The organism is Micrococcus cohnii (genome assembly GCF_014205175.1).
Lineage (GTDB): Bacteria > Actinomycetota > Actinomycetes > Actinomycetales > Micrococcaceae > Micrococcus > Micrococcus cohnii.
On the sequence record NZ_JACHNA010000001.1, the window covers coordinates 1,398,030 to 1,423,987 of the forward strand.

Here is a 25,958-nt window from a genome sequence, read left to right on the forward strand (position 1 = left end):
GCCTTCAGCGTGTGCCGGTCAGGCGCGGAAGTCCGTGCCGCCGTACTCGTCCAGGCTCATCGCGTGGAAGTCGCCGCCCAGGGACTGGTCCAGCCCCGGGTAGTCGAAGTCCGCGAACCCGGCCGGCGAGGTGAACAGGTTCTCCTTCGCCTCATCGGTCGGCTCGACCGCGATCTTCGTGTAGTGGTCCAGGCCGGTGCCGGCCGGGATCAGCTTGCCGATGATCACGTTCTCCTTCAGGCCCATGAGCGTGTCCGACTTGCCCTCCATGGCGGCCTGCGTCAGCACGCGGGTCGTCTCCTGGAAGGACGCGGCGGACAGCCACGAGTCGGTCGCGAGCGAGGCCTTCGTGATGCCCATCAACTCGTCACGGCCGGAGGCCGGCTGACGGCCCTCGGCCACGGCGGCGCGGTTGGCGGACACGAAGCGCACGCGGTCCGTGAGCTCGCCCGGCAGCAGGTCCGTCTCGCCGGACTCGATGACCGTGATGCGACGCAGCATCTGCCGGACGATGACCTCCACGTGCTTGTCGTGGATGCCCACGCCCTGCGACTGGTACACGTCCTGCACCTCGTCCACGAGGAACCGCTGGGCGGCCCGCGGGCCGAGCACACGCAGCACCTGCTTCGGGTCCACCGCACCGGCGACCAGCTGCGTGCCGACGTCCACGTGCTGTCCGTCTTCGACGAGCAGACGTGCACGACGCAACACCGGGTAGGCGATCTCCTCGGAGCCGTCGTCCGGCGTGAGGATCAGGCGGATCGAGGCCTCGGTGTCCTCGATTGCCACGCGCCCGGCGACCTCGGAGATCGGGGCCACACCCTTCGGCGTGCGGGCCTCGAAGAGCTCCTGAATACGGGGAAGACCCTGCGTGATGTCATCCGCCGAGGCCACACCGCCGGTGTGGAACGTACGCATCGTCAGCTGGGTGCCGGGCTCACCGATCGACTGAGCGGCGATGATGCCCACCGCCTCACCGATGTCGACGAGCTGACCCGTGGCCATCGAGCGGCCGTAGCACTTGGCACACGTGCCGACGGCGGACTCGCAGGTGAGCACGGAGCGCACCTTGATCTCGGTGACGCCGGCGGCGATCAGCTCCTTGATCTGCACGTCGCCCAGCTCGGTGCCGGCCTCGGCCAGCACCGTGCCGTCGGCCTCGGCCGCAGTCGCCAGGACACGGGCATACGCGGAGGTCTCCACGTTCTCGTGCGCGACGAGCTCGCCGTTCGAGTCCGGCACGGCGATCGTGATCGCCAGGCCGCGCTCGGTGCCGCAGTCTTGCTCACGAACGATGACGTCCTGCGAGACGTCCACGAGACGACGGGTCAGGTAGCCCGAGTTCGCCGTCTTCAGCGCGGTGTCCGCCAGGCCCTTACGGGCGCCGTGGGTCGCGATGAAGTACTCCAGGACCGATAGGCCCTCGCGGTACGAGGACTTGATCGGGCGCGGGATGATCTCGCCCTTCGGGTTGGCCACGAGGCCGCGGATGCCCGCGATCTGGCGCACCTGCAGCCAGTTGCCTCGCGCCCCGGAGGACACCATGCGGTTGATGGTGTTGAGCTTGCCGAGGCCGGACTGCATCGCGTCGGCCACCTCGTCGGTCGCTTTGTTCCAGATGTCGATCAGCTCGGAGCGCCGCTCGTCGTCGGCGATGAGGCCCTTGTCGTACTGGCCCTGCACCTTGAGCGCCTGCTCCTCATAGCCGGACATGATCGCCGCCTTGTCGAAGTCGGACGTGATGTCCGAGATGGCGACGGTGACGCCCGACCACGTGCCCCAGTGGAAGCCCGCGTCCTTCAGGTTGTCCAGGGTCTGCGCCGTGGTCGCCATCGGGTAGCGCTCGGCCAGGTCGTTGACCAGCTGACCCAGAGTGCTCTTCGTCGCCTGCGTGTCGAGCCACGGGTAGTCCTCGGGCAGCAGGTCGTTGAAGATGACCTTGCCGAGGGTCGTGGTGATCAGCGCCGGCTCGCCCGCGGTCCAGCCCTCGGGAGCCGGGACCTCCTCGGAGGGCACGAAGCCCTCCACGCGCATCTTCACAGGGGCGTTCAGGTGCAGCGCGCCGGCGTCGAACGACATGATGGCCTCGCCGACGGAGGCGAACTCCTGGCCCGCGCCTTCGGCGTCCTCCCGCACGGTGGTGAGGTGGTTCAGGCCGATGATCATGTCCTGGGCCGGCACGGCGACCGCACGGCCGTCCGAGGGCTTGAGGATGTTGTGGCTCGAGAGCATCAGCACGCGCGCCTCCGCCTGGGCCTCCGGGCTCAGCGGCAGGTGCACGGCCATCTGGTCGCCGTCGAAGTCCGCGTTGAACGCCGAGCACACCAGCGGGTGCAGCTGCAGTGCCTTGCCTTCGACCAGCAGCGGCTCGAACGCCTGGATGCCGAGGCGGTGCAGGGTGGGCGCACGGTTCAGCAGCACCGGATGTTCGGTGATGACCTCCTCGAGCACGTCCCACACCTGCGGGCGGAAGCGCTCCACCATGCGCTTGGCGGACTTGATGTTCTGCGCGTGGTTCAGATCCACGAGGCGCTTCATCACGAACGGCTTGAACAGCTCGAGCGCCATCTGCTTCGGCAGGCCGCACTGGTGCAGCTTCAGCTGCGGGCCCACCACGATGACCGAACGGCCCGAGTAGTCCACGCGCTTGCCGAGCAGGTTCTGACGGAAGCGACCCTGCTTGCCCTTGAGCATGTCGGACAGGGACTTCAACGGGCGGTTGCCCGGACCGGTGACGGGGCGGCCGCGGCGGCCGTTGTCGAACAGCGAGTCCACCGACTCCTGGAGCATGCGCTTCTCGTTGTTCACGATGATCTCGGGCGCGCCGAGATCCAGCAGCCGCTTCAGACGGTTGTTGCGGTTGATCACGCGGCGGTACAGGTCGTTCAGATCGGAGGTCGCGAAGCGGCCGCCGTCCAGCTGCACCATCGGCCGCAGCTCCGGCGGGATCACCGGGACCGCGTCGAGGACCATGCCCTCGGGCGAGTTGTCCGTGGTCAGGAACGCGTTGACGACCTTCAGCCGCTTCAGGGCGCGGGTCTTGCGCTGGCCCTTGCCGTTCTTGATGGTCTCGCGCAGCATCTCGGCCTCGGAATCGAGGTCGAAGGTCTGCAGACGCTTCTGGAGCGCCTCGGCTCCCATGGCGCCCTCGAAGTAGCGGCCGAACTTGTCCCGCATGGCGCGGTACAGGCCCTCATCACCCTCGAGGTCGGCGACCTTGAGGTTCTTGAAGCGATCCCAGACCTGCTCCTTGCGGTCCAGCTCGGCGTCGGCGCGCTTGCGCACCTGCGCCATCGTCTTGTCCGCGGTGTCGCGCAGCTTCTTCTTCTCGGCCGCCTTCGCGCCCTCGGACTCCAGCTTGGCAAGGTCCTTCTCGAGGTCCTTGGCGATCGCGGCGATGTCCGCGTCGCGCTGGTCCTCGAGGACCCGCATCTCCTGGTCATGCTCGGCCTGCAGGTTCGGCAGGTCCTGGTGCCGGGCCTCCTCGTCGACCGAGGTGATCATGTACGCCGCGAAGTAGATGACCTTCTCGAGGTCCTTCGGCGCCAGGTCCAGCAGGTAGCCCAGGCGGGAGGGCACGCCCTTGAAGTACCAGATGTGGGTCACGGGCGCGGCCAGCTCGATGTGGCCCATGCGGTCACGGCGGACCTTCGAGCGGGTCACCTCGACGCCGCAGCGCTCGCAGATGATGCCCTTGAAGCGCACGCGCTTGTACTTGCCGCACGCGCACTCCCAGTCACGGGTCGGGCCGAAGATCTTCTCGCAGAAGAGCCCGTCCTTCTCCGGCTTCAGGGTGCGGTAGTTGATGGTCTCCGGCTTCTTCACCTCGCCGTAGGACCAGCGGCGGATGTCCTCCGCCGTGGCCAGGCCGATGCGCATGAGGCCGAAAGAGTTGTCAGTGGACATGCTGTGAACGGTCATGTTCCGGTGAACTCCTCAGTTCAATGAATTCTCAGGTGACGTCTGTGGATGCGTGGGAGCGAGCCGAGGCTCAGACTTCCTCGACCGAGCTGGGCTCGGCGTGGGAGAGGTCGATGCCGAGCTCGTCCGCGGCCCGGAAGTTCTCGTCCTCCGCGTCCCGCATCTCGATGGTCTGACCGTCCGCGGAGAGGACCTCCACGTTCAGGCACAGCGACTGCATCTCCTTGATGAGCACCTTGAAGGACTCCGGAACGCCCGGCTCCGGGATGTTCTCGCCCTTCACGATGGCCTCGTACACCTTCACGCGGCCGTGGATGTCGTCCGACTTGATGGTGAGCAGCTCCTGGAGGGTGAACGCCGCGCCATAGGCCTCGAGCGCCCACACCTCCATCTCGCCGAAGCGCTGGCCGCCGAACTGGGCCTTACCGCCCAGCGGCTGCTGCGTGATCATCGAGTACGGACCCGTCGAGCGCGCGTGGATCTTGTCATCCACCAGGTGGTGCAGCTTCAGCATGTACATGTAGCCGACGGAGATCGGGTCCGGGAACGGTTCGCCGGAGCGGCCGTCGTACAGCGTGGTCTTGCCGTTCTGGCCCATCAGACGTTCCCCGTCGCGGGTCACGTTGACGTGGCCGAGCAGGCCCTCGATCTCGTAGGCCTCGGCGCCGTCGAACACCGGGGTGGCGACGTTGACCGGACCGGACTGGCGCGGGAAGTTCGGCAGGTCCTTGATCCACTCCGGCTCGCCCTGGATGTCCCAGCCGCGCGAGGCGGCCCAGCCCAGGTGCAGCTCCATGACCTGGCCGAGGTTCATGCGGCCGGGCACGCCGAGCGGGTTCAGGATGATGTCCACCGGGGTGCCGTCGGCGAGGAACGGCATGTCCTCGACCGGCAGGATCTTGGAGATGACGCCCTTGTTGCCGTGACGGCCGGCCATCTTGTCACCGTCGGTGATCTTGCGCTTCTGCGCGACGTAGACGCGCACGAGCTGGTTGACGCCCGGGGGCAGGTCGTCGTCCTCGTCACGGTCGAAGATCCGCACGCCGATCACGGTGCCGGACTCGCCGTGCGGCACCTTCAGCGACGTGTCGCGGACCTCGCGGGACTTCTCGCCGAAGATGGCGCGCAGCAGGCGCTCCTCCGGGGTCAGCTCCGTCTCGCCCTTCGGGGTCACACGGCCCACGAGGATGTCGCCGGCCTCGACCTCGGCGCCGATGTGGATGATGCCGCGCTCGTCGAGCTGCGAGAGCACCTCCTCGGACACGTTCGGGATGTCCCGGGTGATCTCCTCGGCGCCGAGCTTGGTGTCACGGGCGTCGACCTCGTGCTCCTCGATGTGGATCGAGGTCAGCACGTCCTCGGAGACCATGCGCTGGGACAGGATGATCGCGTCCTCGTAGTTGAGGCCCTCCCACGGCATGAACGCCACGAGCAGGTTCTTGCCGAGCGCGAGCTCGCCGTTGTCCGTGGCCGGACCGTCGGCGATCACCGAGTATTTCTCGACGCGGTCGCCCTCGGAGACGCGCACACGCTGGTTGTACGCATTGCCCTGGTTCGAGCGCGCGAACTTCATGATCGGGTAGTGCGTCGTGGTGCCGTCGTCGTTCATGACGGTCACCAGGTCCGCGGCGACCTCGGTCACGACGCCCGGCTGCGCGGCCGTCACGGAGTCGCCGGCGTCGATCGCGACGTACTTCTCCATGCCGGTGCCCACGTAGGGAGCCTGCGACTGCAGCAGCGGCACGGCCTGACGCTGCATGTTCGCGCCCATGAGCGCGCGGTTGGCGTCGTCATGCTCGAGGAACGGGATCAGGGCGGTCGCCGCCGAGACCATCTGCCGGGGCGAGACGTCCATGTAGTCGATGTCGTCCGAGGCGACGAGCACGGGCTCACCGCCGCCGCCGCGCTGACGGCAGAGCACGAGCTCCTCAGAGAAGCGGCTGTCCTCGCCCACCGGGGCGTTCGCCTGGGCGATCTGGCACTCGAGCTCGTCGTCCGCGGTCAGGTAGTCGACCTTGTCGGTGACCACGCCGTTCTCGACCCGGCGGTACGGGGTCTCGATGAAGCCGAACGAATTGATGCGGCCGAACGTCGCCAGAGAGCCGATCAGGCCGATGTTCGGGCCTTCCGGGGTCTCGATCGGGCACATGCGTCCGTAGTGCGACGGGTGGACGTCACGGACCTCCATGCCGGCCCGGTCGCGCGAGAGGCCGCCCGGGCCGAGCGCCGAGAGGCGGCGCTTGTGCGTCAGGCCCGCAAGCGGGTTGTTCTGGTCCATGAACTGGGAGAGCTGCGAGGTGCCGAAGAACTCCTTGATCGACGCCACGACGGGGCGGATGTTGATCAGGGTCTGCGGGGTGATCGCCTCGACATCCTGGGTGGTCATGCGCTCGCGCACGACGCGCTCCATGCGGGACAGGCCCGTGCGGATCTGATTCTCGATCAGCTCGCCCACGGCGCGGATGCGGCGGTTGCCGAAGTGGTCGATGTCGTCGATCTCGACGCGGACCTCGGTCTCCTGGCCGTCGCGCTTGCCCTTGACGGTGCTCTCGCCGGCGTGCAGCGCGCAGATGAAGTGCACCATCTGCGTGACGTCGTCCTCGGTGAGCACCGAGGCGTTCTCGTCGGTGAGCGGCACGTCGACGCCGAGCTTGCGGTTGAGCTTGTACCGGCCGACCTTGGCCAGGTCATAGCGCTTCGGCGTGAAGTAGAGGTTGTTCAGCAGGGTCTGCGCGGCGTCGACGGCGGCGGGCTCGCCCGGGCGCAGCTTGCGATAGATGTCCAGCAGCGCCTCGTCCTGGTCGGCCGTGCCGTCCTTCTCGAGGGTCGCGCGAATCGAGTCGTAGTGACCGAACTCCTCGAGGATGCGGGACTCGGTCCAGCCGAGAGCCTTGAGCAGCACGGTGACCGGCTGCTTGCGCTTGCGGTCCAGGCGCACGCCGACCTGGTCGCGCTTGTCCACCTCGAGCTCGAACCAGGCACCGCGCGAGGGGATGATCTTCGCGGAGAAGATCTCCTTGTCCGACGTCTTGTCCGGGGTGCGCTCGAAGTAGGCGCCCGGCGAGCGGACCAGCTGCGAGACGACAACGCGCTCGGTGCCGTTGATCACGAAGGTGCCGTTGCGCGTCATGAGCGGGAAGTCGCCCATGAACACGGTCTGCTGCTTGATCTCGCCGGTCTCGTTGTTCATGAACTCGGCCTTGACGTACAGCGGGGCCGAGAAGGTCGCGTCGCGCTCCTTGCACTCCTCCTCCGGCATCTTCGCGTCGGCGAACTCCGGCTCCGTGAAGGACAGGGACATGGTGCCCTGGAAGTCCTCGATCGGGGAGATCTCCTCGAAGATGTCCGTGAGGCCGGAGGTGACGGGAACCGACTGGTCCCCCTCCTGGCGGGCCTTCTCGACGCGCTCGGCCCAGCGCTCGTTGCCGACCAGACGGTCGAAGGATTCGGTCTGCAGCGCCAGCAGATCGGGCACGTCGAGCGGCTCGGCGATCTTGGCGAAGGAGATGCGGCCGGCTGAGGCGCCGGACCGGGGGGAGAACTGAGCGGTTTCGTTGGAGGTGCTCGAGGCGACCACGGAGGATCCTTCCACAGGCTTTTGTCGGGTCCATATCCGTCTCCCCGGTCCGCGCGCAGTCACGCGGTCGCGGGCCCACCGCTATATGAAGGCCCGGCGCAGTCCGTGCGCTCGTCCGGGGACCAGCAGGTCCGTTCCAGGGCGCACGGAAGCAGGGAGATGCAAAGAGCCAGCGTAACCCGCATTATCACAGATGTCCATCGGACGCCTCGTCCGCATCCCGCTGCGGGCAGGAGCGCGGGGAGACAGAACGACCCCCGGTCCGTGAGACGGACCGGGGGTCGAACGCTGAAGCGTGATGCGGCTCAGGCCGCGATCATCACTTGAGGGAGACGGTGGCGCCGGCGCCCTCGAGCTGCTCCTTGGCCTTCTCGGCGTCCTCCTTGGAGGCGCCCTCGAGGACCGGCTTCGGGGCGCCGTCCACGAGCTCCTTGGCCTCCTTCAGGCCGAGCGAGGTGAGGGCGCGCACCTCCTTGATGACGCCGATCTTCTTGTCGCCGGCGGCCTCGAGGATGACGTCGAACTCCGACTTCTCCTCAGCGGCCTCGGCCTCGCCGCCGCCGGCGGCGGCGCCGCCCGCGGCCATCGCCACGGGGGCGGCGGCGGTGACGTCGAACTTCTCCTCGAACGCCGTGATGAACTCGGACAGCTCGACGAGGGTCAGCTCCTCGAACGCGGCGAGCAGCTCTTCGGTGGTCAGCTTGGCCATGATGGCTCCTTTACGTGTACGTGCTTACGTGTGCTTGGGTGGGCCGGGCGGCCCGTGGTGGACTGCTCAGGCAGCCTGGTCCTGCTGAGCCCGCAGGGCCTCGACCGTGCGAGCGGTCTTGGACAGCGGGGCCTGGAACAGGGCGGCGGCCTTGGACATGCTGCCCTTCATCGCGCCGGCGAACTTGGAGAGCAGAACCTCGCGGGACTCGAGGTCCGCGATCTTCAGCACGCTCTCCCGGTCCACGGGCTGGCCGTCCATGTAGCCGCCCTTGAGCACGAGGTTCTCGTGGTCCTTGGCAAAGTCACGCAGGGCCTTCGCGACGTTCACGGCATCGCCGTTCACGAAGGCGATCGCGGTGGGGCCGGACAGGTGGGCCTCGAGGCCCTCGATGCCGGCTTCCTTGGCCGCGATCTCAGTGAGCGTGTTCTTCGCCACGGCGTAGGTCGCGTCCTGCCGGATGGTGTCGCGAAGCTCCTTGAGCTCCCCCACCGACAGCCCACGGTATTCCGTCAGCACGGCCGCGCTGGACTGGCGGAACAGCTCCGTCAGCTCAGCCACCGCCGTCGTCTTCTCGGACGTCGCCATGGCACTCCTCTCAATCTGATCTCGGGGAACCGCATACCCTACAGACGAGAAAACGCCCCGTGCAGGTGCACAGGGCGTGGCAAAACGGTACGCACGGGAGTGCGCGTCCGGAACGTCAAGCTCAGTCTCACCTGCGCGGGCCGCCTCCGTCAGGAGGGCCTTCGACGTGTCACAACGAGGTTGCGCACACGCGACCGGCGGTCTTCGGTCCGTCCAGACTACACGCCACGGATGGGGGCCGCAACAGTGGCCGAGGAACTCTCGATGCCCGCTCGCTTGTCATCGCGCAGCGTCGGCACGGACGACGACGGCCGCCCCGCGCCCTCATGGACGCAGGACGGCCGTCGTGCACGCGGATCACTGCCGCGTGAAGTCGATCAGCAGGCTCAGGCCTCGGTCTCGACCTTGGTCACATTGGGGTCCATCGGCACACCGGGGCCGAACGTCGTGGAGACGGTCGCCTTCGAGATGTAGCGGCCCTTCGAGGAGGACGGCTTCAGGCGCAGGATCTCCTCGAGCGCGGCGGAGAAGTTCTCCACCAGGGCGTTGGCCTCGAAGGAGGTCTTGCCGATGATGAAGTGCAGGTTCGCGTGCTTGTCGACGCGGAAGTCGATCTTGCCGCCCTTGATGTCGGCCACGGCCTTGGCCACATCCGGGGTCACGGTGCCGGTCTTCGGGTTCGGCATCAGGTTGCGAGGGCCGAGCACCTTGCCCAGACGGCCGACCTTGCCCATCATCTCGGGCGAGGCGACGGCGGCATCGAAGTCCACCCAGCCGCCGGAGATCTTGGCGATGAGCTCGTCGTCGCCCACGTGGTCGGCGCCGGCGGCGCGAGCGGCCTCGGCGCGCTCACCGGTGGCGAACACGACGACGCGGGCGGTCTTGCCGGTGCCGTGAGGCAGGCTCACGGAGCCGCGGACCATCTGGTCGGCCTTGCGGGGGTCGACCGACAGGCGGAGGGCGACCTCCACCGTGGCGTCGATCTTCGAGGGGTTGGTCTGCTTGGCCAGGGCGATCGCCTCGGCCGGGGCGTAGAGCCGATCCTCGATGGCGGCCTGTGCCGCCTTGTATGCCTTGCTGCGCTGTGCCATCTGCGTGTTTCTCCTTGTGCAGTCGTGGTCTGTGTGGGCCGCGCTCGGCCCTGCCACTGAAGGGGTGTGAAGGGGTGGATCAGCCGTCGACGGTGATGCCCATGGAGCGGGCGGTGCCGGCGATGATCTTGGTGGCGGCCTGCACGTCGTTCGCGTTCAGGTCGGCCATCTTGGACTGGGCGATCTCCTCGCACTGGGCCTGGGTCAGCGTGCCGACCTTGTCCGTGTGCGGGGTGGAGGAGCCCTTCGTGACGCCGGCGGCCTTCTTGATCAGCTCAGCGGCCGGAGGGGTCTTGGTGATGAAGGTGAAGGAACGGTCCTCGTAGACCGTGATCTCCACCGGGATGACGTTGCCGCGCTGGGATTCCGTGGCCGCGTTGTAGGCCTTGCAGAACTCCATGATGTTCACGCCGTGCTGGCCGAGGGCCGGGCCGATCGGCGGGGCCGGGTTGGCTGCGCCGGCCTGGATCTGAAGCTTGATCAGACCGGAGACCTTCTTCTTGGGAGCCATGGTTGGGTCCTTCTCTCACTGGTGGACCCGCAGCACAGGAGCGTACTGCGGGCGGTGGCCGCCGTGGCGCGGCGGCCGGTGCCCGGTCTCCCCCGGCAGGCGGCCGGGAGGACGGGAAGTCTGCGGCGCCCTCCGCACGAGTGGAGGGCGCGTCTCGCTCAGAGGATCTTGGTGACCTGGTTGAACGAGAGCGTGACGGGCGTTTCGCGCTCGAAGATCGAGACCAGCACGACGAGCTGCTGCGCCTCGGGCTTGATCTCCGAGATCGTCGCCGGAAGCGTCTCGAACGGGCCGTCGTTGACGGTGACCGACTCGCCCACCTCGAAGTCCACGTGGATCGGGGCCGCCGCCGCGGCGGTCTCCTCGACATCCGAGGCGGGAGCCGCACGCCCCTCCTTCTCGGCGGCCTTGGCGGCCTCCTGGATCACCGACGGGGCCAGCATGTCGTAGGTCTCGTCGAGCGAGAGCGGCTGCGGGTGGTGGGCGTCGTTGCCCACGAAGCCGGTGACTCCGGAGGTGTGCCGCACGACACCCCACGAAGCGTCGTCCAGATCCATGCGGACCAGCACGTACCCGGGGATACGGACGCGACTGACGATCTTGCGCGTCGTGTTCTTGATCTCGACGACGTCCTCCATCGGAACCTGGATCTCGTAGATCGAGTCCTCCATGTCCTGGGTGAGGATGCGCGCCTCGAGGTTCGTCTTCACGCGCTTCTCATAGCCGGCGTAGGTGTGCACCACGTACCAGTCACCCGGCTGGCGGCGCAGACGGGCGCGCAGCTCCTCGGCCGGGTCGACCTCAGGTTCCGCCTCCTCGGAGGCCTTGTCCTCAGCGGGCTCGTCCTGCGGGGACGAGTGCTCGGTCACCTCATCCTCGGGAGCGGCCTCGGCCTGCTCGGTCTCCACGACGTCCTCGGTCGCGGCCTGCTCCTGGCGAGGGGCGTCCTCGGTGGTCTGCGGATCGAGTTCCTGCTCGGACACGTGTTCCTGCTTTCTGCTGACGGGGATCTGCGCTCCGGACCGTGCCTGCGGGTCGCGGACGTCGCGTGGGGTGGCGGCGATCAGCACGGGCGGCGCTTCCGACGCCCTGCGCGGAAGGTCAGGCGCCCGGGCCACCGCCGCCGAAGGTGAAGCCGGCGGCCAGGCCGAAGAGCCAGTCCAGACCCATGACCAGCAGGATCATGAACGCCACGAACGCGAGCACGATGCCGGTCATCCGCAGCAGCTCCTCGCGCGTCGGGGTGACCACCTTGCGGAGCTCATCCCAAACCTGACGCAGGAACAGGGTGATTCGAGCGAAGAGGCCACGCCGCTTCGAGGCGGATCCGGACTGCCGCCCGTTCACTGCCGTCTCAGACACGTGGCCTCACTCGATCGACTCGCCGAAAAACGTCATTTCCGTACTGTTCGACCCGATCACGAGGATCGGGCCGACGAGCAGGGCAGACAGGACTCGAACCTGCAACCTGCGGTTTTGGAGACCGCTGCGCTACCAATTGCGCCACTACCCTACGGACCGCGACCGGTCCCGGACATCGCCCGGAGACCGCTTCGGCGGTACCGGAGGAACAGCCTACGCCATGCCGAGCCGGGAAGTCGAACCGTCCTCGTGCGGGCACGGCGGCACTCAGTAGGCTGGGCAGTGGCGAGCCGTCGGCCGCCGGAGCAACGACGAGAGGACTGCCCATGGCCCCCGCACCCACCCACCGTGTCTCGCAGCGCGTCAACTCGATCGCCCCGTCGGCCACCCTCGCCGTCGACGCCCGCGCCAAGGAGCTCAAGGCCGCCGGACGCCCCGTCATCGGTTTCGGCGCCGGCGAGCCGGACTTCGCGACGCCCGACTACATCGTGGAGGCCGCCGTCACCGCCGCACGGGACCCGAAGAACCACCGCTACTCCCCCGCCGCCGGCCTGCCCGAGCTGCGCGAGGCGATCGCGGCCAAGACGAAGCGCGACTCGGACGTGGACCTCGAAGCCGGGCAGGTGCTCGTGACCAACGGCGGCAAGCAGGCCGTGTACAACGCCTTCGCCACGCTGCTGGACCCGGGCGACGAGGTCATCGTGCCCACCCCGTTCTGGACCACCTACCCCGAGGCGATCCGCCTGGCCGGCGGCGTGCCCGTCGAGGTCTTCGCGGGTGCGGACACCGACTACAAGGTCAGCGTCGACCAGCTCGAGGCCGCCCGAACCGACCGCACGAAGGTCGTGCTGTTCGTCTCCCCGTCGAACCCCACCGGCGCCGTCTACTCGCCCGAGCAGACCGAGCAGATCGGCCGCTGGGCCCTCGAACACGGGCTCTGGGTCGTCACGGACGAGATCTACGAGCACCTGACCTACGACGGGGTCCCGTTCACCTCGATCCTGAAGGCCGTCCCGGACCTGGCCGAGCAGGCAGTGATCCTCAACGGTGTCGCCAAGACCTACTCCATGACCGGCTGGCGTGTGGGCTGGATGGCCGGTCCGCAGGATGTGGTCAAGGCCGCCGCCAACCTCCAGTCGCACGCGACCTCGAACGTCGCCAACGTGTCGCAGCAGGCCGCGTTGGCCGCCGTCTCCGGCCCCCTTGACGCTGTGGCCCGCATGAAGGAGTCCTTCGACCGGCGACGGCGCACGATGGTCACCGGCCTCAACGCGGTCCCGGGCTTCCGCTGCCCGCGACCGGAGGGCGCCTTCTACGCCTATGTGGACGTGCATGACGCCCTCGGCCGCACCGTGCGCGGGCGCACCGTGGCGTCCTCCGCCGACCTGGCCGCGGTGATCCTGGACGAGGCCGAGGTCGCGGTCGTGCCGGGCGAGGCCTTCGGCCCCTCGGGATACCTGCGCCTGTCCTACGCCCTGGGCGACGAGGATCTCGCCGAGGGCGTCGAGCGGATCCAGCGCCTGCTGGCGGAGTGAGCCGACGGACCCTGCCCCCGGCGCAGACGGGTCCGTAGAGTGGGCGGCGGTCGGCGGCATGCCTCGGGTCGCGTCCCGGCCGACCGCACCCCCACCCCACCGAAAGGATCGTGCGCCCATGCGAGTCGGACTGCTCACCTCCGGGGGCGACTGCCCCGGCCTGAACGCCGTGATCCGCGCCGCCGTGCTCAACGGCGTCAAGACCCACGACTTCGAGATGGTCGGCATCCGCAACGGCTGGGCCGGCATCATCGAGAAGGACGTCGTGGAGCTGACCCGCCAGAGCGTGCGCGGGCTGTCCAAGACCGGCGGCACGATCCTCGGCACCTCCCGCACCCACCCCTACGACGCCGCCGGCGGCGGTCCCGAGAACATGAAGGCCAACCTGGCCGAGCTGGGCGTCGACGCGGTCATCGCGATCGGTGGTGAAGGCACCCTCGCCGGGGCGAACCGTCTGGCCAAGGACGGTCTGCCGGTGGTGGGCGTGCCCAAGACGATCGACAACGACCTCATGGCGACCGACTACACCTTCGGCTTCGACACCGCCGTGCAGATCGCGACCGACGCCATGGACCGGCTGCGCACCACTGGCGAGTCCCACCGCCGCTGCATGGTCGCCGAGGTCATGGGCCGCCACGTCGGCTGGATCGCCCTGCATTCGGGGATGGCCGCCGGCGCCCACGCCATCCTGATCCCCGAGGTGCGCACCCCCATGACCCAGGTGTGCGAGTGGGTCCGGCAGGTGCACGAGAAGGGCCGCTCACCGCTGGTCGTCGTGGCCGAAGGGTTCATTCCCGAGGGACACGACGATCCGCTGGCCGAGGCAGGCGTCGAGGACTCGGGCCGTCCCCGCCTCGGCGGGATCGGCGAGTGGGTGGCGCACGAGATCGAGGCCGCCACCGACATCGAGACCCGCTCGACCGTGTTGGGCCACATCCAGCGCGGCGGCAACCCCACGGCGACGGACCGCGTGCTCTCCACCCGATTCGGCATGCAGGCCATGAACCTGGTCGCGGAGCGCCGCTGGGGCTCGATGGTCGCCGCGCGCGGCACCGAGATCATCACCGTGCCGATGTCGGCCGCGCTCTCCGGCCTCAAGCAGGTGCCGCAGGCCCGCTACGACGAGGCGAAGGTCCTGTTCGGCCGGTGACGCCCACCGACCCCCACCGACCCGACCCGCATTCGCTCGCCCTGCTCGCGCTGGCGGTCGCGCGTGAGCAGGGCGCCGACGAGGCCGCCCAGACTCGCCTGGGCCGAGCCCTGCTCGGACCCGACAGTCCGACGAGCGGACCGGAACCCGCCGAGCCCGTGCTCGTGCTGACGGCCCGCAGCGACGACGAGGACGCCGAGGTCGTCTGCCTGCCCGGCCTGACACTGGCCGCCGGGCCGGACTGGCTGCTGCGCGCGTGTGAGCGCCTCAGCCCCGAAGAGCTCACCCTCGCCTCGAGCCTGCTGCGCCTGGCCCGTCAGCACGGTCACGAGGCGGCGCGCTCGACCGGCGAGTCGGTCCTGTTCGCCGGCGCCGAGGCCCCCGAGATCGGCGATTCCACCGCCGTCGGCGTCTCCGAGGACCCCGACGACCGTCGGGACCTGGCCGCCCGGTGCCCCGCGGACGACGTCGCCGCTGCGGGGCTGCCGGCCTGGGACGCGGCCGCCGCGCTGGTGCCGGACGACGGCGCCGGCACCGCACTGCAGGCGTGCGTGGCGGCCGCCGGGCACCGGGTGCGCGGCGGTCTGCTCGCCGACCTCGGCGTCCTGGTCGTGCCGCGGCTGCGGGAGCGCGGGCTGGGCGCGTACGCCGCCGCGGTCGCGTGCGAACGGGCATGGCTGGACGGTCTGGTCCCGACGGCCCGTGTCCCGGTCCAGGCGCAGGCGGCCCACCAGACGGCGGTGGCCGTCGGACTCGCGCCCGTCGGGCACGTCGCCGGGCTGAGGCTGACCTGATTATTCCACCCGGCCGGGCCGCGGCGCCGGCTCAGCGGCCGCGGCGCAGGCCTGTGGGACGGCCGACGACCTGGCCGGCGTCCGGGGCGACGAGCACCTGTTGCGTCGCGGCGATCACGCCCGCGCCGGGCTCACCAGACTCAGCGTCGGTCTCCTCACGCACGAGCAGCGGCGCGTCGACGGGCACGCTGCGCTTGAGCAGGGCCAGGGCCAGGTGCCCAGCCTCGTGGTGCTGCGCCACCGAACGCACGCTCCCGACGGAGCGGGCGGCGGCACGAGCCTCGGGGGTGTCGGGCTCGGGACGCAGGATCACGTCCGCTCCGCGCGTGGGGAACACATGCACCGACCCGTCCAGCAGCAGCTGCACGAGTCGACGCGGTGGCCGACCCAGGTTGTGCACGCGGGCGACCGACTCCTGCCCCCGGTAGCACCCCTTCTCCAGGTGCACGGCCGTGCGCAGCAGGTCGAGCTCGTGCGGGATCGCCTTCGGATCGGCGTCGAGCAACGGTCGGGGGCGCCCGGCCTCGACGCGCAGCGCCTCCGCGGCCCAGGTGCCGGCAAGCGACCAGCCGGACAACTCCGCTTCCCCGAGGCGTTGCACGGTCGCCTCCAGGTCGGCGCGCGTGACGAGGTACTCGCGCCACGACCAGTCCATACCGGGGCGGTCGGACCCGGAGTAGGCCCAGCCGCCCTCGGCGACGTGCGGCCACGGGTCGATCCAGACCGTGCGGTCCTCCCAGCCGGGCACCGCGGCCCTCGCGCCGACGACGGCGACGGCCTCGGTGTGACGGCGCAGGGTGACCTCGTGCGCGAAGCGCATGCTCGTGAGCCAGTCGAGCAGCTGGCTCTCCTGCTCGCCCTCGACGATCAGCCAGGTGGCGGAGCCGTCCTCCAGCACGTGCACGGACGTCTCGATCCGGCCGTTCGCGTCGAGGAAGAGCGCCTCGGTCGACGTGCCGGCGGGCAGATCGCGCAGATGCTGCGAGGTGAGGGTGTGCAGCCACTCGAGCCGGCCCGGCCCGGAGACGGACAGGACTCCGCGGTGACCCAGGTCCACGATCGCACGGCCCCGGTCGAGGGCCCGCTGCTCGCGCAGAGGGCCGCCGTAGTGGGCGGGGACACCGGCGTCCGGGCCGTCCCCGTCGACGGCGTCGGCACGGGTCGAGACGAATGCGGCCATGGATTCCTCCTTTACGCGGTCTGCCCGGGCGCGGTCAGCGCGGGCGCGCAGCGCCGGGCGCGAGACGGCCCTCGGACGGATCCGGCATGCGATCCAGGATCGCCGAGGCGTGCGCCTGCAACTCGTCCTGCTCAGTCGCGGCCGTGTCCCAGCGCCAGAACAGCTGGGCGTTGACGAGCCCGGCCATGCGGGTCGCCCGGTGGTACTCGCCGCTCGCGCTGCCGCGCAGCACGGCGTCGGTGGCCAGCTGCAGCTGCGGTCCCTTGATCTTGCCGTAGTACAGCTCGCTCATCGAGCCGGGATGCGTGATCGTGGCCGTGATGGCGAAGGCGTCGTCCTCGCCGCGCAGGGCCTCGACGTCCTCGGCGCTGCGGTAAGCGGGCACGACGTCCGCCGGGCTCAGGCCGGGGCCGACGTCGCCATCGACGCGGGGACGGTCCACCTGCCAGAAACCGGCCTCGACCGAGAGCGGGCGCAACAGGGTGCCGTCCACTTCGCAGAGCCATGACTCGGCGCGGTACTCGAGGAACGGCAGGCCGTGCTCGGCGAAGTCGACGCGCTGATAGAAGATCTCGGTGCCGTCGGAGCCGTCACCGAGGCGGCCCTGCCCTTCCCACGCGCCGATCAGCCACGACAGCGGGGCGAGCTCGGGGGTCAGGTCGTACGGAAGTTCGGTAGCCATGCGAGACGAGAGCGCCTCCCCGGGCGCGACGAGCAGGCCGCGCCCCGAGGGGATCAGCGCTGGCCCTTGAACAGACCGCCGATGACCACGGCCGACACGAACGCCATGCCCAGCGAGGCCAGGCCGACCAGGCAGAGGAAGAAGATCTCGAGTGCGATGAGGTTGTCCATGCGCGTCAGTGTACCGCCCGCCTCGTTCCTCGTCCGGCGGCGATCAGCCCATGAACGCGAGCATGACATGGCCGATCACGCCGGCGGCACCGACCGGGGCCATCGCGAGCGCGAACCCGGCACGTCGAGGCCGGGCCGTCGTCGCGATCGGGCGGTCCTCATGCCGCGGACGAGCCGAGGGCGCCGTGGCGGCCGTGAGCGCGACCAGGATGCTCGCGGTCACCGCCGCCAGGCAGGCCAGCATGATCTTGCGCGGCTCCGACCCCATCAGCTCGGTGACGGCGAGCGCGACCGTGAACGCCAGCGGCACGATGATCCCCGCGAGCAGTCCGGGCCGGCCCTGCAGCGCCGGCATCAGGCCGACCAGTGAGCACAGCGCCACCGCCGCTCCCAGCGTGAACAGCAGCACGTGGGCGAGCGGGTGGTCGTTCCACTGCGCGATCGCCACCCAGCCGGAGGTCATCACGACGATCATGACGCCGCCCATCGTGCCGACCGTCGACTCGAGCCGCAGCGGCCGACCCGTGCCGCGCACCAGCTGCACGATGAACGCCGCCATCACGCCCCACGCGGCGACGACGGCCATGGGCTCGAAGAGGCCGAGCGGCCCGTGCAGGTCGAATCCCGCCGCCCGCCAGACGAGGTTGAGCACGACGCCGACCAGACCAGTCACGGCAAGGGTGATCGTCAACGACAGGCGGGCGGGGGCGCCGAGCTGCCGGGGCCAACCCCACGCGATCACGCAGATCACGACGGCGGCCGCCGCCGCCGCGGCCGCGGGACCCAGAAACGCAGCGCCGCTGAGCACGATCGCCCCGAGGGCGGCCGCCGCGGCCATCGACAGTCGCATCACGACCCCCATCTTGCCAGGTCTCGACCGCTCACCGGCCGCTGTCCGCGGGCCAGGCAGCGCGCTCCCCCGCATCACGGCCGGCCGCGCCGGTCGCGCAGGCCCTGCCACCGTTCCGGACCGGTCGTAGGGTGAAGCCCATGACCGATTCCTCCACCACCGCCCTGCCCCCCGTCGTCCCCGCCGGCGCGGCCGAGGTCGAATCCGCCCTGGCCACGGCGGCCGCCGCCGAGCACGCTGACGGCCATCCACCGTTCTCCGACCAGACCCGCGCCCTGCTGCGTCGCGGCGGCCACGAGCTGCTTCTGCTCGCGCGCGCCGACGACGCCCGGTCCGACGAGGCCGCGGGCGCCGCCGTCGTCGTGCGTGAGGGCGGCGATCTGCTCGTCGAGCTCGTCGTGCATCCACAGCATCGGCGACGCGGTGTGGGTCGGGCGCTCGCCGAGGCCGCGGCCGGGCACCTGCGCGCTCAGCATCCCGACGCGGTCGACCAGGGCGGCGTCGTCGCGTGGGCCCACGGAACGCTGCCGGGATCGGACAGGCTCGCCCGGGCCCACGGGCTCAGCCCCGTGCGCGAGCTGCGTCGGATGCGCCTGGACGCCGGGCAGGCACCGTCCTCGGCCAGCGAGCCGCCCGAGGGGGTGCGCCTGCGCGGCTTCCGCCCCGGCCAGGACGACGCCGCATGGCTCGCCCTGAACGCCGTGGCCTTCGCCGAGCACCCCGAGCAGGGGTCCCTGACGCAGCAGGACCTCGAGGACCGGATGGGCGAGGACTGGTTCGAGGCCGACGGTCTGCTGCTGGCCGAACGCGAGGAGGACGGCGCGCTGCTGGGCTTCCACTGGACCAAACACCCGGCCGCCGCCGCGGACGAGCCCGCCGCTGCCCGCGGCCCCGAGGGCGAGGTGTACGCCGTCGGCGTCTCGCCGCAGGCCCAGGGCACGGGGCTGGGTCGGGCCCTCACCCTGGCCGGCGTGCACCGCATGCTCGAGCGCGGCGCCCGGCGGGTGCTGCTGTACGTCGATGCGGACAACACCGCGGCTGTACACCTATACGAGCGGCTGGGCTTCGTCCTGGATGCCGCCGACACCCAGCACCGGCTCGCCCGCGCGGACTGATCGCCGGTGCATTCCTGGCCGCCGCGGCCCGTATCCTTGGCGTGACCTTTCGCCTCGCACCCGCACGCCCGTCGCGACGACCCCGCAGATTGGACCGACCGCATGCCCTCATTCTCAACCCCTCGCGTGGCCTCCCGCTCGAGCGACGACCACGTCTGCTCGGCTCCGACCTCGGACGTCGTGGCCGCCGGAGCCCTGCCGTGGCGGCTCGGGGCCGACGGGCTCGAGGTCATGCTCGTGCACCGTCCCCGCTACGACGACTGGTCGTGGCCGAAGGGGAAGCTCGACGCGGGTGAGACCCTGCCCGAGTGTGCCGTCCGCGAGGTGAACGAGGAGGTCGGGCTGGCGGTCACGCTCGGCCGGCCGCTGGCCGTCACGCAGTACACATTGCCGGCCCGCATCGGCAAGGACGGCGGACGGTCCAAGGAGGTCTGGTACTGGGCGGCCGATGCGACCGGCCTGACCGCCCGCCCCGACGGCGACGAGGTTGACGAGGTCCTGTGGACCACCCCCGACCACGCGCGCCGCACCCTGTCGATGGCCAGCGACGTTGCGCCGCTCGACGCCCTCGTGCGGGCCTACGAACAGCAGCAGCTGCGCACCGTGCCGCTGCTGGTGCTGCGACACGCTAAGGCCAAGCCCCGCTCCTCCTGGTCCCGCGCCGAGGAGGACCGCCCCCTCGCCGCGACCGGTCGCCGGCAGGCCCTGGCGGTCGCCCGACTGACCGCGGTGTGGCGGCCCGAGCATCTGGTGTCCTCACCGTGGCGTCGCTGCGTGGAGACCCTCTCGCCCCTGGTCAAGGCGACGGGGCTGGCACTGAAGTACAAGCAGGCGCTGACCGAGGCCGGCGCGAAGAAGGACTCACGCAAGACGCGCCGTGTCATGCGCAAGCTCCTAGACCGGCGTCATCCGCTCCTGGTCTGCTCGCACCGCCCCGTGCTGCCGCTGCTGTTCCAGGAAGTCGCCCGTCGCGCCGAGGACGATGCGGCGCTGCGGGTGCTGCCGGACGCCGAGCCGTTCCTGCGCCCCGGTGGCGTGCTCGTGGTCCATCAGGGCCTCGACGCCGGCCGCCGCGTCGTGGCCGTCGAGGTATACGACCCCGCTGAGCGCTGATCCGCCGGAGCACGCTTCGCGCCGTTGAGATCCCCGCTGGGCGCGGCCTAGGCTTCGGACATGGATGACACGGCTGTGAAGAAGATCGCGCACAATCGGCTCAAGCTGTTCCGCGACCCCGATCGCGGCCGCTTCGAACTGCGGCAGGACGGTGTCTACATCGGGTTCGTGGGGTACACCGTCGACGACGTCCCTGCGGCGCAGAGCCCGGACGGCGAGCCCGGCACGGCGATCCGCCTGCAGCACACCATCATCGACGAGGCCTACAGCCGCCAGGGCTACGCTCGGGCTCTGGTCACGATGATCCTGGAACGCGCCCGGGCCGAGGGCGACCGGATCGTCCCCGAGTGCAGCTACGTCCAGGACTACCTTCGCCGCTACCCCGAGTACGAGGACGTCGTCCTGCGCCGTGACTGATCTCGCCTGCCCGGGCCAGAGCTCGAGCCCGTAGAATCGAGCGCCGTGAGCATCCCGACGCCCTACGAGGACCTGCTGGCCGACGTGCTCGAGAACGGCAGCCTCAAGACCGACCGCACCGGCACCGGCACGCGCAGCGTGTTCGGTCGGCAGCTGCGTTTCGACCTGTCCGAGTCGTTCCCGCTGATCACGACGAAGCGCGTGCATTTCCGGTCGGTCGCCCTCGAGCTGCTGTGGTTCCTGCGCGGCGACTCCAACGTGCGCTGGCTGCAGGAGCGCGGGGTGCGCATCTGGAACGAGTGGGCCGACGAGAACGGCGACCTCGGGCCGGTCTACGGCGTCCAGTGGCGCTCGTGGCCGACCCCCGACGGCGCGCAGATCGACCAGATCGCCAACGTCGTGCGGTCGCTGCGCGAGAGCCCGGACTCACGCCGTCACATCGTCACCGCGTGGAACCCTGCCGAGGTCGCCGACATGGCGCTGCCCCCGTGCCACACCCTGTTCCAGTTCTACGTGGAGCCCGACCCCGCCGGCGGTCCGGGGCGGCTGTCGTGCCAGCTGTACCAGCGTTCGGCGGACATGTTCCTGGGCGTGCCGTTCAACATCGCCTCCTACGCGCTGCTGACGGTGATGGTGGCCGAGCAGACCGGTCTTCTGCCCGGCGAGTTCGTCTGGACCGGTGGCGACGTGCATGTGTATGCCAACCACGTGGACCAGGTCCGCCAACAGCTCTCCCGTGAGCCGTACCCCTATCCGCGCTTGCGGCTGACCCGCCGCCCCGCCTCGATCTTCGACTACGACTACGAGGACATCGAGCTGATCGACTACCGACACCACCCGACGATCTCCGCCCCGGTGGCCGTATGAGCGCCGCGCCGGAGCCCGAGGTCGCGGTGGTCTGGGCGCAGACCCCCGACCGGGTCATCGGGCGCGACGGCACGATGCCCTGGCACGTGCCCGAGGACCTGGCCCACTTCCAGGCCTTGACCCGGGGGCACCCCGTCGTCATGGGCCGCCGCACATGGGAGTCCTTCCCACCACGTTCACGCCCCCTGCCCGACCGCACGAACATCGTCGTCTCCCGGAGCATGACCCGCACCGATGAGGCGGTCAGCGGTGCGCGGGCGGCCGGGTGCCTCCCGGTCCCCGATCTCGACTCGGGGCTGCGTGCCGCGGCCCGGGCCGATGGCGGAGATCTGATCTGGGTGATCGGCGGCGCGACCCTGTACGAGCCGGCGCTCGAGACCGCCACGCGCGCCGAGGTGACCGTGATCGACGTGGCCGCCGACGGCGACACGCACGCCCCCGTGCTCGACGACGGTTGGCGTCTCGAATCCGCCGACCCCGCCCCCGGCGGCTGGCACGCCACGGCCGACGGCACGCGCTACCGTTTCGAGTCCTGGTACCGCGTGCCCCCGCCCACCGGATCTGACGACACGTCCCCGGCCACCCAGACCGAAGGAGCATGATGACCGACTCGCGCCGCCCCGGCACCGCCGCCGAGACTGACACGTCCCGGACGGGCTCCTCGGGACTGCTGGACAAGGACGCCCTGAACTTCATCGCGCTGATCGCCTGCCCGCTGCTGGCCGTCGTCACCGCGATCATGGGCCTGACGATGATCGTCAACGGCCACGTGCTGGCCGGGCTGCTGTTCCTGCTGCTGCTCACGCAGGCCTTCGCGATCGGCGGCCTCGTCGCCTGGACACGTCGACGCCGCTGACGCGGCCCCTCGCTACGGTGGTGCCCATGACTCACAGCTCTGACAATCCCTCCCCCTCCTCGACCACCCGGACGACCGCGGCCGCCGTCGCCCCGGCCTCGACGGCCCGAGCACCCCGTGTGGGCCTGATCGGCTGGCGCGGCATGGTCGGCTCGGTCCTGATGCAGCGCATGGCGGAGGAAGGCGACTTCGCCCGCATCGAACCGGTGTTCTTCTCCACGTCGAACGCCGGCGGCCCCGCGCCCCGCTTCGCCGGCATGGACGGCGCGGCCGACACCCTGGGCGACGCCTACGACCTCGACGCCCTCGCCGCGCTGCCGATCATCCTCTCGTGTCAGGGCGGCGACTACACCCGGACCGTGTACCCCCGGCTGCGCGCGCACGGCTGGCGTGGGCTCTGGATCGACGCGGCCTCCACGCTGCGCGGCGAGGACTCCTCCGTGATCGTCCTCGACCCCGTGAACCGCGAGGCGATCGACGCCGGCCTGGCCTCGGGCGTCACGGAGCTGGTCGGGGGCAACTGCACCGTGTCGCTGATGCTGATGGGCCTGGGCGGCCTTTTCCGCTCCGGGCTCGTCGAATGGGGCACCGCTATGACCTACCAGGCGGCATCCGGCGGCGGTGCGGCCCACATGCGCGAACTGCTGGCCGGGTTCGGCGCCCTGCACGGCGCGGTCGCCGACCAGCTGCAGGACCCGGCCTCGGCGATCCTGGAGATCGACCGGCGCGTGCTGCAGACGCAGCGGGGCGACGGCGAGGCTCCGGCGCTGCCGACCGAACAGTTCGGCGCGCCGCTGGCGGGCTCGCTCATCCCGTGGATCGACGCGGACCTGGGCGACGGCACCTCACGCGAGGAGCTCAAGGGCGACCGCGAGACGAACAAGATCCTCGGGCTCACCGGCGAGGACCGCATCCCGCTGGAGTCGCTGTGCGTGCGCGTGGGCGCCCTGCGCAGCCACAGTCAGGCGCTGACGCTGAAACTGCGACGGGCCGTCCCGCTCGACGAGGTCGAGCAGATGATCGCCGAGGCCAACGAGTGGGTGCGCCTGGTGCCGAACACCAAGGAGGAGTCGATGCGCCGGCTGACCCCGGTGGCGGCCACCGGCACGCTCGAAGTGCCCGTGGGACGGCTGCGCACGCTGGAGATGGGGCCGGAGTACCTGACGGCCTTCACCGTGGGCGACCAGCTGCTGTGGGGCGCCGCCGAACCCGTGCGCCGCGCGCTGATGATCGCCACCGGCAACCTCTGAGCGCGGTCTCCGGCGACCGCTCCGGTCAGGGCGACCGTTCCGGTCAGAGGGCGGTGCCGACGATCATCGGTTCGGGGTGCAGCTGGACCCCGAAGCGCTCGGCCACGCCGTCACGCACCGTCCGGGCGATCACGAGGATGTCCTCCGTGCTGGCCTGGCCGCGATTGGTCACCGCCAGCGTGTGCTTCGTGGACAGCGACGCGCGTCCGCCGACCAGCCCCTGCCCGTCACGACCGCGGCCGTCCGGCCCGCCCTCGCGCGGTTCGACCTCCGGCAGGCCGAAGCCCTTGCCGAACCCGGCGTGGTCGATCAGCCAGGCGGCCGAGAGCTTCACCAGCTCGACGCCGTCGTCGTCGTGTCCCGCCGCGAAGGCGGGAGCGCCCTCGGGCAGGCGCGCCCGCACCGAGGCCGGCACGATCGGATTGGTGAAGTAGCTGCCCGTCGACCAGGTGTCCGGGTCCTGCGGGTCCGAGACCATGCCCTTGGCGGCACGCAGGGCGAGCACTTCCTCCCGCACGGTCTGCAGCGACGCGCGTGTGCCCTCGGCAACGTCGAGCGCCCGGGCCAGCTGCGCGTAGCGCACCGGCGCACTCGCGTCGCCGTCCGCGGCAGGGCGGTGCAGGTCCAGGTCGATCGACAGCACGATCCACTGCGGGCTGGCCGCGCCGTGTTCCAGCATGGAGCGCTTGATGATCGAGTCGCGGTAGCCGAAGCGCAGCCGCTCGGCCTCGAGCTCGACGATCTGACCGGTCCGCCGGTCGAGCGCGCGCACGGCGTGCAGGACCTGCGAGACGTCCGCACCATAGGCACCGACGTTCTGCACGGGCGTCGCCCCGGCCGAACCGGGGATCCCCGACAGGGCTTCGACGCCGGCCAGGGACCGCTCGACGGTCCACGCCACGGCGTCGTCCCACGGGTGCCCGGCTGCGACGCGCACGCGCACGCGATCATCGGCCAGTCCCTCGGCCTCCGCTTCGGGCAGCTGTTCGATCCCGGTGAAGGCCATCTGCACGACGAGCCCGTCGAAGCCGTCGTCGGCCATCAGCGTGTTCGAGCCGCCGCCCAGCACGAACAGCGCTGTGCCCGCCTCGTCGGCGGCGCGGATCGCCTCGACGGCCCGGGCCTCGGTCTCAGCGCGCAGCCACTGCGCCGCGGGACCGCCGACGCGGCTGGTGGTGTGGTCGGCGAAGCGGACCGGGGCCACGGGAGACTGCTCCGTGATGCTCATGCGCGCCCCTGCTGTTCGGCGCTCCGCGCGGTCTGCGAGTCGGCCGAGCTCAGCCGGACCAGGGCCTGCGCCTTCGTCAAGGCTCGCGAGTCGTCGGCGGTGGGCACGGTGACCTTCAGGTCCACACGCACCGTGCCCGCCTCGGGGTCGATCGCGCCGACGGTGCCGGTGACCTCGAGTTCGGCGCCCGGCGTCGGGGCGCCGTCCGGCCCGGTCTGCCCGGTGGTGTCGGCGACCGGGACCATGGCGGTGAAGCGGGTCTGATAGTCCACGATCGCGCCCGGGTCCCCGGCCCAGTCGGTGACCAGCTGCACGGCGACACCCATCGTCAGCATGCCGTGGGCGATCACTCCGGGCAGCCCGACCGACTCGGCGAAGGAGGGCGACCAGTGGATCGGGTTTCGGTCGCCCGAGGCGCCGGCATAGTGCACCAGGTCCGCTCGGGTCAGCCGGATGCGACGAGCGCCGATGACGTCGCCCTTGGCCAGCGAGTCCAGTGTCGGGGCGGCCGGCGCCGTGTTCTGCTCGCTCATGCGTCCTCCTGTTCGTCCTCGGCCCGCACGAGCAGGGTCGAGGTCACGGTCGCCACGGGCTCGCCGTCGGCGTCGGTCATCTCGGTGACGGTGGTGACCATCGCATTGCCGCCGAGCGACTTCACCGACGCGACCGACACCGTCGCGGTGATGGAGTCCCCGGCGACGATCGGGCGAGCATGCGTGAAGCGCTCCTCCGCGTGGACCACGCGCGTGAAGTCGATGCCCACCTCGGGGTCGGCGACGACTGCGGCCTCGGCCCGCTGGGCGATGACCACCGCGAACGTCGGCGGGGCCACGACATCGGCGTAGCCGAGGGCGCGCGCGGCCTGCGGGTCGCGGTGCGCGGGGTGGGTCGCCTTGACGGCGGCGGCGAAGTCGACGATGGCCTCACGGCCGACCTGATAGGGCGGAGCCGGGGGGTACTCACGCCCCGCGGCGTCGGGGTTCACACTCATG

24 protein-coding genes and 1 tRNA gene are annotated in these 25,958 nt (G+C 70.5%); 10 read left to right on the top strand and 15 right to left on the bottom strand.

The window, feature by feature from the left end; all coding sequences use genetic code 11:
• Nucleotides 1-18: 18 nt before the first annotated feature.
• The 9 genes from HDA30_RS06345 to HDA30_RS06385 form a co-directional block, all read right to left on the bottom strand.
• Nucleotides 19-3,906: a DNA-directed RNA polymerase subunit beta' gene (locus HDA30_RS06345; RefSeq protein WP_184242406.1), complete on the bottom strand. Its 3,888-nt coding sequence runs from the start codon at nucleotides 3,904-3,906 to the stop codon at nucleotides 19-21.
• A gap of 85 nt (nucleotides 3,907-3,991) precedes the next feature.
• Complete coding sequence (gene rpoB / locus HDA30_RS06350; RefSeq protein WP_184241424.1) at nucleotides 3,992-7,498, bottom strand: DNA-directed RNA polymerase subunit beta; 3,507 nt, start codon at nucleotides 7,496-7,498, stop codon at nucleotides 3,992-3,994.
• Between the two features lie 319 nt (nucleotides 7,499-7,817).
• Nucleotides 7,818-8,207: a 50S ribosomal protein L7/L12 gene (gene rplL, locus HDA30_RS06355; protein WP_184241425.1), complete on the bottom strand. Its 390-nt coding sequence runs from the start codon at nucleotides 8,205-8,207 to the stop codon at nucleotides 7,818-7,820.
• Between the two features lie 66 nt (nucleotides 8,208-8,273).
• Complete coding sequence (gene rplJ, locus HDA30_RS06360) at nucleotides 8,274-8,795, bottom strand: 50S ribosomal protein L10 (RefSeq protein WP_184241426.1); 522 nt, start codon at nucleotides 8,793-8,795, stop codon at nucleotides 8,274-8,276.
• Between the two features lie 386 nt (nucleotides 8,796-9,181).
• The gene (gene rplA, locus HDA30_RS06365; protein WP_184241427.1) at nucleotides 9,182-9,886 is read right to left on the bottom strand and encodes a 50S ribosomal protein L1; all 705 of its coding nucleotides are present in this window, start codon (nucleotides 9,884-9,886) and stop codon (nucleotides 9,182-9,184) included.
• Nucleotides 9,887-9,965: 79 nt separating this feature from the next.
• Nucleotides 9,966-10,397: a 50S ribosomal protein L11 gene (gene rplK, locus HDA30_RS06370; protein WP_158496555.1), complete on the bottom strand. Its 432-nt coding sequence runs from the start codon at nucleotides 10,395-10,397 to the stop codon at nucleotides 9,966-9,968.
• 158 nt (nucleotides 10,398-10,555) lie between these two features.
• Nucleotides 10,556-11,380 carry a transcription termination/antitermination protein NusG gene (nusG, locus tag HDA30_RS06375; protein ID WP_184241428.1) on the bottom strand — a complete coding sequence of 275 codons (825 nt, stop codon included), beginning with the start codon at nucleotides 11,378-11,380 and terminating at the stop codon, nucleotides 10,556-10,558.
• 118 nt (nucleotides 11,381-11,498) lie between these two features.
• Nucleotides 11,499-11,759: a preprotein translocase subunit SecE gene (gene secE, locus HDA30_RS06380; protein WP_184241429.1), complete on the bottom strand. Its 261-nt coding sequence runs from the start codon at nucleotides 11,757-11,759 to the stop codon at nucleotides 11,499-11,501.
• A 78-nt stretch (nucleotides 11,760-11,837) separates the two neighbouring features.
• Nucleotides 11,838-11,910: transfer RNA gene (locus HDA30_RS06385), tRNA-Trp, on the bottom strand.
• A 175-nt stretch (nucleotides 11,911-12,085) separates the two neighbouring features.
• On the opposite strand from HDA30_RS06385, the gene HDA30_RS06390 reads away from it, so the two are divergent.
• The 3 genes from HDA30_RS06390 (at nucleotide 12,086) to HDA30_RS06400 (ending at nucleotide 15,238) form a co-directional block, all read left to right on the top strand.
• A complete protein-coding gene (locus HDA30_RS06390) occupies nucleotides 12,086-13,294 on the top strand; it encodes a pyridoxal phosphate-dependent aminotransferase (RefSeq protein ID WP_184241430.1) in 1,209 nt (402 codons plus the stop codon).
• Nucleotides 13,295-13,412: 118 nt separating this feature from the next.
• A complete protein-coding gene (locus tag HDA30_RS06395) occupies nucleotides 13,413-14,444 on the top strand; it encodes an ATP-dependent 6-phosphofructokinase (protein WP_158496552.1) in 1,032 nt (343 codons plus the stop codon).
• Nucleotides 14,441-15,238, top strand: coding sequence for a hypothetical protein (locus HDA30_RS06400; RefSeq protein ID WP_158496551.1), 798 nt, complete (start codon nucleotides 14,441-14,443; stop codon nucleotides 15,236-15,238). Before HDA30_RS06395 ends, HDA30_RS06400 begins: the two co-directional genes overlap by 4 nt.
• Before the next feature lie 31 nt (nucleotides 15,239-15,269).
• Here the strand turns inward: HDA30_RS06400 and ygfZ are convergent, their stop codons facing one another.
• From ygfZ to HDA30_RS06415, 3 genes are all read right to left on the bottom strand, one after another.
• Nucleotides 15,270-16,418 (bottom strand): CAF17-like 4Fe-4S cluster assembly/insertion protein YgfZ, encoded by a 1,149-nt coding sequence (gene ygfZ, locus HDA30_RS06405; protein ID WP_158496550.1) that lies wholly within the window; start codon nucleotides 16,416-16,418, stop codon nucleotides 15,270-15,272.
• Nucleotides 16,419-16,452: 34 nt separating this feature from the next.
• Entirely contained in the window at nucleotides 16,453-17,100 is a 648-nt protein-coding gene (locus tag HDA30_RS06410; protein ID WP_158496549.1) for a nitrobindin family protein, read from the bottom strand.
• A 213-nt stretch (nucleotides 17,101-17,313) separates the two neighbouring features.
• Nucleotides 17,314-18,120 carry a hypothetical protein gene (locus HDA30_RS06415; RefSeq protein ID WP_246418860.1) on the bottom strand — a complete coding sequence of 269 codons (807 nt, stop codon included), beginning with the start codon at nucleotides 18,118-18,120 and terminating at the stop codon, nucleotides 17,314-17,316.
• A 140-nt stretch (nucleotides 18,121-18,260) separates the two neighbouring features.
• On the opposite strand from HDA30_RS06415, the gene mshD reads away from it, so the two are divergent.
• The 7 genes from mshD to asd all read left to right on the top strand — a co-directional run bounded on the left by mshD (nucleotide 18,261) and on the right by asd (nucleotide 23,738).
• The gene (gene mshD, locus HDA30_RS06420) at nucleotides 18,261-19,235 is read left to right on the top strand and encodes a mycothiol synthase (RefSeq protein ID WP_184241432.1); all 975 of its coding nucleotides are present in this window, start codon (nucleotides 18,261-18,263) and stop codon (nucleotides 19,233-19,235) included.
• 102 nt (nucleotides 19,236-19,337) lie between these two features.
• The gene (locus HDA30_RS06425) at nucleotides 19,338-20,348 is read left to right on the top strand and encodes an NUDIX hydrolase (protein ID WP_184241433.1); all 1,011 of its coding nucleotides are present in this window, start codon (nucleotides 19,338-19,340) and stop codon (nucleotides 20,346-20,348) included.
• 60 nt (nucleotides 20,349-20,408) lie between these two features.
• Nucleotides 20,409-20,765 carry a GNAT family N-acetyltransferase gene (locus HDA30_RS06430; protein WP_184241434.1) on the top strand — a complete coding sequence of 119 codons (357 nt, stop codon included), beginning with the start codon at nucleotides 20,409-20,411 and terminating at the stop codon, nucleotides 20,763-20,765.
• A gap of 45 nt (nucleotides 20,766-20,810) precedes the next feature.
• On the top strand, nucleotides 20,811-21,632 hold the full coding sequence (locus HDA30_RS06435; RefSeq protein WP_184241435.1) for a thymidylate synthase: 822 nt from the start codon (nucleotides 20,811-20,813) through the stop codon (nucleotides 21,630-21,632).
• A complete protein-coding gene (locus HDA30_RS06440; protein ID WP_158496543.1) occupies nucleotides 21,629-22,234 on the top strand; it encodes a dihydrofolate reductase in 606 nt (201 codons plus the stop codon). The genes HDA30_RS06435 and HDA30_RS06440 overlap by 4 nt, the downstream gene beginning before the upstream one ends.
• Entirely contained in the window at nucleotides 22,234-22,488 is a 255-nt protein-coding gene (locus tag HDA30_RS06445) for an NF038396 family protein (protein ID WP_221419054.1), read from the top strand. The genes HDA30_RS06440 and HDA30_RS06445 overlap by 1 nt, the downstream gene beginning before the upstream one ends.
• A gap of 26 nt (nucleotides 22,489-22,514) precedes the next feature.
• Nucleotides 22,515-23,738, top strand: coding sequence for an aspartate-semialdehyde dehydrogenase (gene asd / locus HDA30_RS06450; protein WP_184241436.1), 1,224 nt, complete (start codon nucleotides 22,515-22,517; stop codon nucleotides 23,736-23,738).
• A 43-nt stretch (nucleotides 23,739-23,781) separates the two neighbouring features.
• On the opposite strand, the gene HDA30_RS06455 is transcribed toward asd, so the two are convergent.
• Genes HDA30_RS06455 through HDA30_RS06465 form a run of 3 tightly spaced genes read right to left on the bottom strand, consistent with a single transcriptional unit; the run spans nucleotide 23,782 to nucleotide 25,957 of the window.
• Entirely contained in the window at nucleotides 23,782-24,966 is a 1,185-nt protein-coding gene (locus tag HDA30_RS06455) for a UDP-N-acetylmuramate dehydrogenase (RefSeq protein WP_184241437.1), read from the bottom strand.
• Nucleotides 24,963-25,499 carry a MaoC/PaaZ C-terminal domain-containing protein gene (locus HDA30_RS06460; RefSeq protein WP_158496540.1) on the bottom strand — a complete coding sequence of 179 codons (537 nt, stop codon included), beginning with the start codon at nucleotides 25,497-25,499 and terminating at the stop codon, nucleotides 24,963-24,965. Before HDA30_RS06460 ends, HDA30_RS06455 begins: the two co-directional genes overlap by 4 nt.
• Nucleotides 25,496-25,957, bottom strand: a complete 462-nt coding sequence (locus HDA30_RS06465) for a MaoC family dehydratase N-terminal domain-containing protein (protein WP_158496539.1) — start codon at nucleotides 25,955-25,957, stop codon at nucleotides 25,496-25,498. The genes HDA30_RS06460 and HDA30_RS06465 overlap by 4 nt, the downstream gene beginning before the upstream one ends.
• Between the last annotated feature and the right edge of the window lies 1 nt (nucleotide 25,958).